The sequence below is a fragment of the Gemmatimonadales bacterium genome (assembly GCA_036500345.1).
Taxonomy (GTDB): Bacteria; Gemmatimonadota; Gemmatimonadetes; order Gemmatimonadales; family GWC2-71-9; genus Palsa-1233.
The window spans coordinates 41,289-52,596 of the sequence record DASYCE010000017.1 but is presented as its reverse complement, the minus strand read 5'-3'; the positions used below and the strand labels follow the sequence as shown (position 1 = coordinate 52,596).

The 11,308-nt window shown below is 66.5% G+C and carries 11 protein-coding genes; 5 read left to right on the top strand and 6 right to left on the bottom strand.

Features of this window, described 5'->3' with window-relative positions; all coding sequences use genetic code 11:
- Positions 1-90 precede the first annotated feature (90 nt).
- From VGM20_09370 to VGM20_09350, 5 genes are all read right to left on the bottom strand, one after another.
- Complete coding sequence (locus tag VGM20_09370) at positions 91-684, bottom strand: porin family protein (protein HEY4101073.1); 594 nt, start codon at positions 682-684, stop codon at positions 91-93.
- A 516-nt stretch (positions 685-1,200) separates the two neighbouring features.
- Positions 1,201-1,485, bottom strand: coding sequence for a hypothetical protein (locus tag VGM20_09365; protein ID HEY4101072.1), 285 nt, complete (start codon positions 1,483-1,485; stop codon positions 1,201-1,203).
- Between the two features lie 70 nt (positions 1,486-1,555).
- On the bottom strand, positions 1,556-2,941 hold the full coding sequence (gene hemG / locus VGM20_09360) for a protoporphyrinogen oxidase (protein ID HEY4101071.1): 1,386 nt from the start codon (positions 2,939-2,941) through the stop codon (positions 1,556-1,558).
- Complete coding sequence (locus VGM20_09355) at positions 2,938-3,324, bottom strand: hypothetical protein (GenBank protein ID HEY4101070.1); 387 nt, start codon at positions 3,322-3,324, stop codon at positions 2,938-2,940. Before VGM20_09355 ends, hemG begins: the two co-directional genes overlap by 4 nt.
- Complete coding sequence (locus VGM20_09350; GenBank protein HEY4101069.1) at positions 3,321-5,471, bottom strand: M6 family metalloprotease domain-containing protein; 2,151 nt, start codon at positions 5,469-5,471, stop codon at positions 3,321-3,323. Before VGM20_09350 ends, VGM20_09355 begins: the two co-directional genes overlap by 4 nt.
- A gap of 174 nt (positions 5,472-5,645) precedes the next feature.
- On the opposite strand from VGM20_09350, the gene VGM20_09345 reads away from it, so the two are divergent.
- The 4 genes from VGM20_09345 to VGM20_09330 all read left to right on the top strand — a co-directional run bounded on the left by VGM20_09345 (position 5,646) and on the right by VGM20_09330 (position 9,854).
- A complete protein-coding gene (locus tag VGM20_09345) occupies positions 5,646-6,854 on the top strand; it encodes a pyridoxal phosphate-dependent aminotransferase family protein (protein ID HEY4101068.1) in 1,209 nt (402 codons plus the stop codon).
- Between the two features lie 71 nt (positions 6,855-6,925).
- Positions 6,926-7,987: a GNAT family N-acetyltransferase gene (locus VGM20_09340; GenBank protein ID HEY4101067.1), complete on the top strand. Its 1,062-nt coding sequence runs from the start codon at positions 6,926-6,928 to the stop codon at positions 7,985-7,987.
- A complete protein-coding gene (locus tag VGM20_09335; protein HEY4101066.1) occupies positions 7,984-8,958 on the top strand; it encodes an NAD(P)-dependent oxidoreductase in 975 nt (324 codons plus the stop codon). The genes VGM20_09340 and VGM20_09335 overlap by 4 nt, the downstream gene beginning before the upstream one ends.
- A complete protein-coding gene (locus VGM20_09330) occupies positions 8,949-9,854 on the top strand; it encodes a phosphatase PAP2 family protein (GenBank protein ID HEY4101065.1) in 906 nt (301 codons plus the stop codon). Before VGM20_09335 ends, VGM20_09330 begins: the two co-directional genes overlap by 10 nt.
- Positions 9,855-9,866: 12 nt before the next feature.
- Here the strand turns inward: VGM20_09330 and VGM20_09325 are convergent, their stop codons facing one another.
- Positions 9,867-10,349: a plastocyanin/azurin family copper-binding protein gene (locus tag VGM20_09325; GenBank protein HEY4101064.1), complete on the bottom strand. Its 483-nt coding sequence runs from the start codon at positions 10,347-10,349 to the stop codon at positions 9,867-9,869.
- 163 nt (positions 10,350-10,512) lie between these two features.
- On the opposite strand from VGM20_09325, the gene VGM20_09320 reads away from it, so the two are divergent.
- Positions 10,513-11,280 (top strand): hypothetical protein, encoded by a 768-nt coding sequence (locus VGM20_09320; protein ID HEY4101063.1) that lies wholly within the window; start codon positions 10,513-10,515, stop codon positions 11,278-11,280.
- The last annotated feature ends 28 nt before the right edge of the window (positions 11,281-11,308 follow it).

Below are 11,308 nucleotides of genomic sequence, written 5' to 3'. Positions count from 1 at the left end.
CGGTAAACTCTATCGCAAGCCGATTGACCTGCAACCACCCGGGGCCTGGCGAGCGATCGCCAGGCCCCCGGATGGGCGCCACTTTAAGAGCTAGAGAGAGACGCCGGCGAGCAGCAGAAAGGTGCGGGTATTGTTCTTCACCCCGGCATCGGGGTCATGGATGTCCCGAAGTCCCCAGGTATAGCGCCCTTCCACCGTGAAACCGCGCGCGCCCCCGAAACGGAGGCCGGCGCCAAGTACCGCGCCGTAGTCGGTGCTCTTGGTCTGGTCGCCGCAATCCGTATCATTGACCCGGCATTGCAGCCGGAACATGACCGACGGACCCGCGTAGAACATCGGTTCGATCGCCGGCGTCGGAATGGTCACCTTCACCAGCACCGGTACCTCGATGTAGCTGATGTGCGGCGCATCGGACGACGCCGACGGTGTCCCCTCGAAATCGACCCCCTTCTGGACGTAGAGCACCTCGGGCTGGAGGCCGATCACCTTGGCCCGGAAATCGAACGCCAGGCCGCCGGCAAAGCCGGTCCGGCTCTTCCGGGGGCCTTGTTCGACAACGTCGCGAACGAAGCGCCCGCCTTGAGACCCAGTGAGAACTGCGCCTGCGCGGCGACCGGGACGCTCGCCCCGAGTACCGCAATGACCGCAATGCGAATTGCTCGCATCTCCACTCCTTTTCAGCATGGTGACCGGTGAGACCGTTGCATCGTGCTGCACCTTGCAACGATCGGCGTGAGCTGTAATGCAGGAGACAGGACGCGCAGTTGCCGCGCGCCACGCACATCGCGCCGCTTGCCGCGGCGCGTCGTGGCTCAGTCGGGGGATCCGCGGCGCACCGGGGCGTACTCGTCATCGGTGCCGCGCTCGCGTCGCCAGTCCGCCGGAGCCGCTCGCCAAGGCGTGCCGCTCGGCGAGATCGGGCCAGCATTCCCTCGCGCACGCCGCCGGTAGTCGCGCGGTTTCAGTCGCCCCTTCGCAGCGCGTTCGCTCGGCATTGCCTCGTCGCCGTCACGGAGATGTGCCGGTGGATGCCGGCGACCGGCGGACTCTTGCGGGGACTGCGAATAGTCGTTTCTCGACATGGGAAGGTGCGGTCGATGGCCGCGGTGCTGGTCTCATCCGGGGCCTCGCGCGTGATGCGCACGCGCGAGGAGTGGTCATGCATGATGACGTTGGCGGCGCGATCGCGCGCACCGGCGTTCAGACCAGAATCAGCACCAGAATCACGACGCCGATGACGATCGCCGCGGTCGACAGACGAATCACCGTGTCGCGCCGTCGGGGCATCATCCGGTAGCCGAGCGACTCTCCCGGCAAGTCCACGCGTGCCGCGCTGGGACGTGTCGGAAGCCGTGGTCCGGCACCGGCTGCCGACATCGGAGTTGCGACGATCTGGGCGCGAAGCGGCGGCGCCGCGGCGAACATCATGCCGCAGAGGATGATCGCGAGACCTCGCATCGTGATTGATTGCCGGGCGACAGACATGGCGGCTCTCCGCTGGTGAGTAACGCGGAGACGCCAGTGACGCGGCGACGCTCACACCCCCGCGCCGAGCCTACTGAGAAGTCGGAACCTCGAGCCACCGCCGGCGGGTTGCGAGACGCTCTGCCGCTCGGACGCCACCGAGCAGCACCTCGCCGACCGACAACCCATCGCGCCAGCTCCCGGTGAAGACGATCGTTTCCGTGGCTCCTTCGATGGCATCGGCTGCCGCGATCCGGCGACCGTGCCCCGCCACCGCCTGCGGCAAGCCATCCCGCCAGCGGTCGATGCGGGTGACGACCGGCTCTCCCCGGATCTCGAGCAGCGCGGTGACATCCGACACCACGAGCTCGCGCAGCGCGGAGTCGTCGAGCTCCATCACGTCGGGTCGGCGCGCGCCTCCGACGTACGCGGTGATGAGCACGTGTCCCGCGGGCGCATGGGATTCAAAGAGCGAGCTCGGGAACACGGCCGACAGGATCGCACGGCGCTCCACTGTCGGCACGAGCAGGCGGCCGGCATCGAGCGGGTGTCCGACATCGACCCGCCGGAAACCAAGCGACACTGCCGCGATCGACTGACACGGCATCGTGGCAATCTCGGCGAGCCGATCGGCTGCGGCGCACTGCAGTTGCATCGCGCCGAGTGCCGTCACCGGAACGGCGACAACGACACCATCGAACACCTCGGCTGCCGCGCCGGAGGCGGTAATCATTGCGTGAGTCGCATCGGCTTCGACGCGAGCGACCATCACACCGGTGCGAACATCGCCGATCGATGCGCCCAGCCGGCGTGGCACCTCGGCCATTCCTGCGGAGCAACTCCAGCTCGCCTGCGGTGCCCCGCGGTTTCGCCGCCGCGCTTCCATCCGCGAGCGCGCGCTCCCCTGCAATCCCGATCCGGTGCGCCGCTCGTGTCCCACCGCGGCGGGGAACGCATAGCGCGCAAGTACCTCACGCGGATCACCGGCAGCGGTGCTCGCGAGGAGCGGATCGAAGACGCGTTCTGCCATCTCGTCGCCGAACCGGCGCCGCGCGAAGGCGTCGACCGATTCGTCGGTCGCGTCGTGCGCGGGCGCAATGAATCGTTCCTTGAGGAGTCGCAGCCGGCCGGCGATCGACAGGAGTGGCGATGACGCAAAATCGGAGGTGGTGTGCGGCAGCGGCACCGGTGCGCCGTTGCGCACGATGTATCGGTTGCGCGATGACGCCGCGGCGCGCACGGTGCACTCCGCGAGGCCCGCTGCGTCGAGGAGCGCGCGCACCGCGGGATCGGGCTCCGCCGCGAGGCACGGTCCCTGCTCGATGATCCATCCGTCTTCGACCGTCGTCCGCACCACGCCACCCACGATGGCGTCGCGCTCGAATACCGTCGGCTCGATGCCCAGCATTCGCAGTCGTCCCGCTGCGGCGAGCCCGGCGAGACCGCCGCCGATCACCGCGACGCGCGGTGCGGTCACCGCGGCACCACCGTTGCCCGGTATGGTGCCGGATCGAGGAGCGCGAACGAGGCCCGGTCAGCCACCTGATCCACCGTCACCGCGTATGCGCTGGCGCGCGATATGTCGGGGACGTCGATGAATGCCACCGTACCCGCAGCGATTGTGCCGGTCACCATCACGTGTGTGCCCGTTGCGTTGGCATTGCTCGCCACCTGGAAACCCGCGGGAGGATGAACCGCCGTGACCGGACCACCACTGATCGTCAGCACGATTGCGCCGTCGTTGGCACCGGCAGCGACGAGATCGACGGCGAGCGTGCCGGCGTGCGCCCTGCCGTTGTCGCACGCCACGCAGAGCACCACGCCCATCGCGAACCATCCGACGCGCCGGTACCGCATCACGATCCCCTCACCCGTTGCAGCGCCGCCGGGATCTGCTGCCCCGTCCGGTTGAGCCACGCGAGGTAATCGCCCACGTCATAGATCCCGTTCTGATTGCCGATCGCATCAAGATACGCCGCGCTTGCGGCGTCGAGCGGCGGCCCGCCGAGGAGGGAGCGCGCGGCGGCGGCGGCGTCGATCGTCACGGCGACGGCAAAGACCGCGGTCAGATCGAACGGGTGCTGCATGGTGATGTCGAGCAGGCCGGTCCCGGCGGTATCGCCGCGCCATCCGACGAAGGTCGATCCGTTGGCCGGGACCGGCACGAGGTGGACGGCGGTAGCGGCGTCGAGGAACGCGCCGGAGCCGACGGCGCCGCTCACGCTCGAGGTCACGCTTCCCGCCCCCGCCACTGTGATGCGCAACCGGTTCGCCACGGCGAAGGTCGCGGCGATCGAGTCGGGTGCACCGGCGCGCGCCACGGCAAGATGGGTCCGGTCACCGCCGTCGCTCCACGACACGAAGCGCGCGGCGCTCCGTCCGTCGAATGAGAGCTGCGTCGAATCGGCGGACAGCTGCAGCGGATCACCTGGCGCCACGACCTCGGTGTACCGCGACGTGGAAAAGCCGTTGACGAGCAGGTGCGCGAGCGGATCGTTGGAACTGATCAGCGACGGTGCCCGCCGCAGATACCGGAACGAAACGCTTCCATCAGGATGCGCCACGATCTGGTCGAGCCGGATATCGAGCGGCTGCAGGTTCCAGTCGATCGCCGCGGGGAGCGTCATCAATCCGAAATCGTGATTGCCGGTCGTGCCGGGGAATGGGTCGCCACCGTCGCCACGATTTCCGCCGAACGCCGTGCGCAACTGGTCGAGGCCGTCGGCTTGCACCAGCGCGACCCCCTGGTGCGGGCTGGTGTTGACGCGATTGACGGGGAGCGCGCCCTGACTGACGCGCGCATCATCGATCAGCCAGGCGAGCAGGCCGGGAACCTTGGCGTGCGCAAACGCCGGATTCATCTGGGCGGTATCGGTACCGACGTTGCCTCGGTTCTCCAGCAGGAGATAGAGCGGTCCGTCGGTTGACGCGTAATACACGGTCCCACTTGTCTGCACCGGCGCCGCGATCCGCGTCGTGCCGCTCGCCAGCGTGTCGACGGTGACCCATCCCAGCTGCACCAGCGACCAGGCGTCGAATGACGACGGCGAATACGGGCGAGCGTATGTCCCCGACGACATCAGGCTCCATTCCCCCGCGCCCTGCGTCGCCGAATTGGGATCGGTGTCATACAGATCGGGAAGGCCAAAGGCGTGGCCGGTCTCGTGCGTGACGGTGCCGATCGGCATGATCTGCGACGCCGTGCAGGCGTCGTCGCCGCCGACCGCCGACTGGATCGTGTAGGAATCGATGGTGAGAAACTGGCCCGCGATCGGATTGCCGCCGGCATCACGGCGCGGCGTGCGGGTCACATACGGCTGCCCATTGTTCCACAGCGAGAACCCGCCACGGTGCGACCAGATCCCTTCCCCGCCACAGGCTCCATCGACGCCGGGCTGCAGGAACGCGACGACGTCGATCACGCCATCGTCGTCTCCGGAGTTCGGGATGCCGTCGGGGCCGTCATTGTCGAAGCGGCTCCACACCGTGTCGCCGCCCGGTCCGCGCGAGATCGAATCGAGCGCCGCTTGAAGCAATGCTCCCATTCGCGAATGCGTCTGCGCCGGACACGGCGCCAGCACACCGATCCCGTTGCACCCGTCTTCGTAGTACGCGGCGTTGCTGTCGACCGGCACCCACGGAAAGACATTGCCATCGAGGACGATGTTGCCGCGTGACGCCGCGGTGTAGTAGCTGCGGACGCTCCATGCCCGTCCCACCGGCGCGGGATTGAAGAAGAGGTCCTGATACTGCGGCGCCGAGAATGGTGCGGTCGCGTTGCGGAAGAGGATCGGGACTACCGGGACGAAGTAATGCCCCCGCACGGTGGTCCGCGGCGTGCCCGCGTTGAGCGATGCAACGGCGCCGGTGCGGAGCATGCTGCGGCGTGCGTCCATCACCAGCCGGGAGGAGCGCCGCCAGGCGCCATTGGGGGTAAAGTCGAACCCCCGGACCTCGAAATCCCCGATCCTGGCGCGCGGGTATTGCGCCGCAGCCGGGCCGGCCAATCCCGAGAGTAGCGCTAAGACAAGGAACCACAGAGGGTTAGGCCGGAGAGGGGCGAATGAAAACTGGTTTTCGGCTTGTGTCAGTATGGTCGAGGTCCTAATTTTGAGTCCTTGAACAGGCAACAAACTTGCCCCCCAATTCGACGAAGTTCCACCCGAGCTCCGCGAGGACCCGTGGCGACCGAGACGCTCCAGTCCCAGGTGGCACTTTTCGACAAGTGCCGGAATTTCACCGCAGCACGTGAAGTCCAGGCCGCGGGTCTCTATCCCTACTTCAAGGCGATTTCCGAATCCGATGACACGGAAGTAGTCATCGAGGGGAAGAAGCGCCTGATGCTCGGCTCCAACAACTACCTCGGGCTGACGCACCACCCTAAGGTGCTCGAAGCTGCAGCCAAGGCGCTCCACCGGTACGGATCGGGGTGCACCGGGTCGCGATTCCTCAACGGATCGCTCGACCTGCACGAGAAACTCGAAACCGCACTCGCCGAGTTCCTGGGCAAGGAAGCGTGCATCGTCTTCTCCACCGGCTATGGCGCCAACCTTGGCCTGATCTCGGGAATCCTCGGCCGCAACGAGACCGTCTACCTCGACAAGCTCGATCACGCCTGCATCGTCGACGGCGCCAAGCTCGCCTTCGGCCGGACCGAGCGGTTCAATCACGACGACATGACGCATCTCGCCTTCCTGCTCGACCGCAACACGAGCGGCAAGGGCACGATGATCGTCGTCGACGGCATCTACTCGATGGAAGGCGACATCGCCAATCTCCCCGAGCTGGTGCGCCTGGCGCGCAAGCACGGGTCCGCCCTCGTGGTCGACGACGCGCATGCCCTCGGCGTCCTCGGCCCGCGCGGCGAAGGGACCGGCGCACACTTCGGCCTGCAGGCCGAGGTGGACATCATCGCCGGCACCTTCTCGAAGTCGCTCGCGTCGGTCGGTGGCTTCCTCGCCGCCGACGAATCGGTGATCCACTTCCTCAAGCATCATTCGCGGCCGTTCATCTTCACCGCGTCGCTCCCGCCGGCGAATACCGCGGGCGTCCTCGCGGCGCTCGAGGTGATGCAGCGCGAACCGGAACGCCGCGACGCACTCTGGGTCAATGCCAAGCGGCTGCAGGACGGTTTCCGTTCGCTCGGGTTCGACATCGGGCCGACCCAGACGCCGATCGTCCCGGTGCTGATCGGTCCGCTCGACAGGACGTTCCTATTCTGGCGCAAGCTGTACGATGCCGGCGTCTTCACCAATCCGGTGGTCCCGCCCGCGGTGCCGCTCGACCAGTGTCGCCTGCGCACCAGCGTCATGGCGACGCACAGTGATGGACAGATCGATTACGCGCTCGACACCTTCGCGCGAATCGGGAAGGAGCTGGGGGTCATCTGAACACCGCGCCGGCGATCCGGCGCGTCGAGACGGCGAAGGATCTCGCCCGCTTCATCGATTTGCCTTACGTCTTGCATCGGCGGGACCTCAACTGGGTCCCGCCGTTTCGCGCCGAGGTGAAGAAGCTGCTCGACCGCGCCCACAACCCGTTCTTCCAGCACGCCGAAGCCGATTACTTCATCGCCGAACGCGACGGGAAGATTGTCGGCCGCATTGCCGCGATCCACAATCGACTCCACAACGAGTACCACCACGACAAGGTCGGATTCTTCGGCTTCTTCGAGACGATCAACGACTTCACCGTCGCGCAGGCACTGCTGCAGACCGCCAGCGACTGGGTCAAGTCCCGTGGGCTCGATACCCTCCGCGGGCCGATGTCGTTCTCGGTCAACGATGAATGCGGTCTCCTGATCGACGGCTTCGACATGCCGAACTCGATCATGATGCCGCACAACCCGCCGTACTATCTCACCCTTCTCGAGACCGCCGGGTTCACCAAGGCGAAGGACCTCATCGCGCTGCAGGGAGGATCGCTCGACGGCCCGGTGACGCCGCCGGAGCGCACCGAACGCGCCGTCACCCTGCTCAAGCAGCGGTACGGCATCACCATCCGCCCACTCAACATGAAGCGGTTCAAGGACGAGGTCGAACTCGTCAAGAAGCTCTACAACGATTGCTGGGAAGACAATTGGGGCTTCATCCCGATGACCGACGCGGAGATCGATCTTCTCGCGACGGCGTTCAAGCCGGTGGTGATCCCGGAACTGGTGCCGTTCGTCGAGAAGGACGGCAAGGCAATCGCGTTCGGTCTCACGCTCCCCGACCTGAATGAAGCGCTGCGGTACAATCGCAACGGCGCGATGTTTCCGGCGTCGCTCACGATGCTGTACAAGATCAAGATGAAGAAGCTGACCCGCTCGCGGATCCTCCTCCTCGGCGTCGTCCCCGAGTGGCGTGGCAAGGGGATCGACTCGGCACTCTATCACTGGATCTGGTCGAAGACGGCGGAGCGCGGCATCGGCTGGGGCGAGGCGAGCTGGCTCCTCGAGGACAACCACGGCATTATCCAGGGATTGAGCAAGGCCGGCTTCACACCCTACCAGACCTTCCGCGTCCTCGATCGTCCGACATGAACGTCCTGGTCACCGGGGCGACCGGCTTCGTCGGCGGTCACCTCGTTGACCGCCTTCTTGCGCGCGGCGACACCGTCACGGCGACGGTGCGATCACCGTCGCGCGCGTCAGCCCTCGCCAGCCGGGGCGTGCGGCTCGTCGCCACCGACCTCTCCAATCGCGCAGCTTTGACCGACGCCGTCCGCGATCAGGAGATCGTGTATCACGCCGCGGCACAGCTTGGCTCCAGCGATGAAGCCGAGCTGATGCGCGTCAACCGCGACGGGACACGGAATATCGCCGATGCAGCGGCGGCGGCACGGCGACCGCCCCGCGTTGTCCTGGTGTCGTCAATGGCGGCAGGGGGACCATCGACGCGCGGAACGCCGAAGCGCGACGCCGGAGACGATCATCCCGTCACGATGTATGGCCGCAGCAAACTCGCCGGAGAGAAAGCGCTTGCCGACGCCGCGCCGTCGTGGTGCGCCGTGCGCGCGCCGGTGGTGTACGGTCCCCGCGACCGCGACGGATTCCTGCCGCTCTTCAAGGCGGTGCGCTGGGGCATCGCGCCGATGTTCGGCGACGGATCGATGGAAGTCTGCCTGATCCATGTTGGCGATCTCGCCGACGCGCTGATCGATGCCGCAGGCAGCAACGCCGTCGAGCACGGCATCTTCTATGTGAATCATCCCGAGATCGTCACCGGTGCGGAATTGCTGCGACGGATCGCGGCATTGATGCAGCGCACGGTGATGCCGCTGCCGCTGCCGGAATGGGCCGCACGCGCTGCACTGACAGTGACTGGCGCGTGGGCGGATCTCTTCCACCAGAAGTCGATCCTGCATCCCGACAAGGTGCACGAGTTCTACCAGGAGGCGTGGACCGCGGATCCGGCGCCGTTCATCGCGGCAACCGCGTGGCATCCGGCGTGGGATCTTGATCGCGGGCTGGCCGACACGCTCGCATCGTATCGGGAGGCTCGGTGGATTTGAACGGGAATCAACCACGCTGGCGGCTGGTCGATCGCATCCTTGCGATCTACGGCGTGCTGGTTGCGGTGCTGGCGTTGACACGGATCGGCCGTCCCGGCATTCCGCTGGTGCTCGCGGCACATCTCGCCATCCCCGCCCTGGCGTGGATGACGGTTCACGCTCGCGATTCCGCGGTGATGCGCGTGTTGCGCAACATCTATCCCCTGCTCCTCCTCACCGGGCTCTACTCCGCGATCGACGTGCTCAACGGCTTCGGCGCGGCGGGAACCTGGGACCACCAGATCCAGCTGATCGAGCACGCGATCTTCGGGATGCAACCGAGCCGCGACTGGTGGCGAATGCATCCGAGCGTCTTCTGGTCGACGATCCTCCACGCGACCTACCTGTCGTACTACCTCATCGTCGCGGTGCCGGTGATCGTGATGCTGATCGCGGGACGCGGCGAGTCGCTCGAGCCGTACCTTGACGGGCTGATCACGACCTACCTCATCTGCTACCTCTTCTATCTCTTCGTCCCGGTGGCCGGCCCGTATTACGAATTCCCGCGGCCGAGCGGATTGTTCGTCGCCAATCTCCCGGCGCGGATGGTCTATTCGGCGTTGCGTGGTGGGAGCGCGTACGGTGCGGCGTTCCCGTCGTCGCATGTAGCGGCGACGGTAGCCGCCACGGTCGGCGTGTGGCGCGCCTCACCACGCTGGGGCGCGATTCTCGCCATTCCGACCGGGATGCTCGTCGTCGCCGTGGTCTATTGCCAGATGCACTACGCCGTCGACAGCGGGTGCGGACTCATCCTCGGCGTGACTGTCGCCGGTCTTGCCGGGCACCGGGCGCATCAGGCCGTGGCACGGAAAAGGGAGACGCAGGCGAACCCGCATCTCCCTTCCGTCGTCAGCTGACCCGCCGCGCGGTTACTGCGTGACGGTGATCTGGCCGTGCATTCCCATCGGCTGATGAGGAATGCAGAAGAACTTGTAAACGCCCACCGGAGCACCCGCGAACGAAATCGACACCTGGCTGCCGTCGGAGATCATCTCGGTCGAGAGAGGCTGCGTCTTGTTCGGAATCGCAGCGTTCAGGACATCGGCCGCGCCCGGGGGAATGCTGTCCGGATAGAACGAGACGTCGTGCTGCAGACCAGAGACGCCCTTGAAGACGACCACGTCGCCCTGCTTGATCGTGATGTTGTCGGGCTTGAACTTGTAGCTGTTCGTGCCCTCCTGCACCATGTCGATCTCGTGAGTCGTCCCGGTGCCGGCCGGCGTCGCCGCCGGGGGCGTGGTTGCCGCGGGTGGCGTTGCCGCCGCCGCAGAGGTATCCGTCGAACCGTTCTTGCTGCCGCCGCACGCCGCTAGCAGCAGCGCCGCAGCCGCCACCATCGCAGGAACACGCATTCTGAACTCGCCTCGCATCCAATTGATGTTGATCGCCGGGTGGCCCGATTGCCGTCCGGCTCCATTCCGTTGCCTCACGGGCAGCGACAACATAATGAGAAATCTGCTTCGCGCCCAGAGGGAGCGTGGTTGTTCATCACTGTCGCCACTACTTTCCGCTCCCATGTCGCCCCCGTCCTGCCGCCGTCTTGGTCGTCACTGCCGTACCCTCGATGTCACCCTTCGTGTCGCCGCGATCGAAGGTGAGGAAGATCACGACGCGACCTGGCTCCTTGGCCATACCGAACGCATCGATTTCGGACCGCTGTTCGAGCGTGATGGCGAACTCTGGTGCGACGCATCGATCCACGTCCCGTGCCGCTTCCTCGCCACCGGAGACGACGCCGTTTCGGTTCGCTGCACCGCGCACGGCTTTGACGGTCGCTTGAAGATGCCGGAGCGGACACCCGAACTGCGTGCGCTGGGCGACGATCGTTTTGCGATCGTCGAGCGACAGCGACTGGTGACGCGGCAGATCGAGGCCGCGCCTCCGGCCGCTCCGGCGCGCCGTGCCCTCCCTGTTGTCGCGGAGCAGTCCAATCCCTGCGCGACCGCGCGCTGTCGCACCGCCGACAATCGCCAGGGCGCCGCGTGCTGCCGCGACGTGCAGGTCGACATCGCCTGCTCGCCACGCGCCACGCATCTCGAAGCATTGATTCGCTCACGCAAGTCGCCGCTGCTCTGCAAGACCGATCGGGAAGAGGACGACCGGCTCGTGGTCGAGATCATCTCGGCCTGCGGGTACCTCGATACCTCGGGGGCGTGCCGACTCCACGGCCGGACCCGCGCCGACGGGCGCCCGGCGAAGCCGATCATGTGCAGCAAGTGGCCAGAGAAGCGGTCGGGGCTCCATCCTGGGTGCGCCTTCCGAAATACCCGTCTCAAAGTGTGACGGCCGTTCCGAGGAGGCTCGCCCCGCC

Coding starts and splice junctions, on each gene's coding strand:
- VGM20_09335 (HEY4101066.1), top strand. CDS start 7,984: ATGAACGTCCTGGTCACCGGGGCGACCGGCTTCGTCGGCGGTCACCTC.
- VGM20_09320 (HEY4101063.1), top strand. CDS start 10,513: ATGTCGCCCCCGTCCTGCCGCCGTCTTGGTCGTCACTGCCGTACCCTC.
- VGM20_09365 (HEY4101072.1), bottom strand. CDS start 1,485: ATGTCTGTCGCCCGGCAATCAATCACGATGCGAGGTCTCGCGATCATC.
- VGM20_09370 (HEY4101073.1), bottom strand. CDS start 684: ATGCTGAAAAGGAGTGGAGATGCGAGCAATTCGCATTGCGGTCATTGC.
- VGM20_09325 (HEY4101064.1), bottom strand. CDS start 10,349: ATGCGTGTTCCTGCGATGGTGGCGGCTGCGGCGCTGCTGCTAGCGGCG.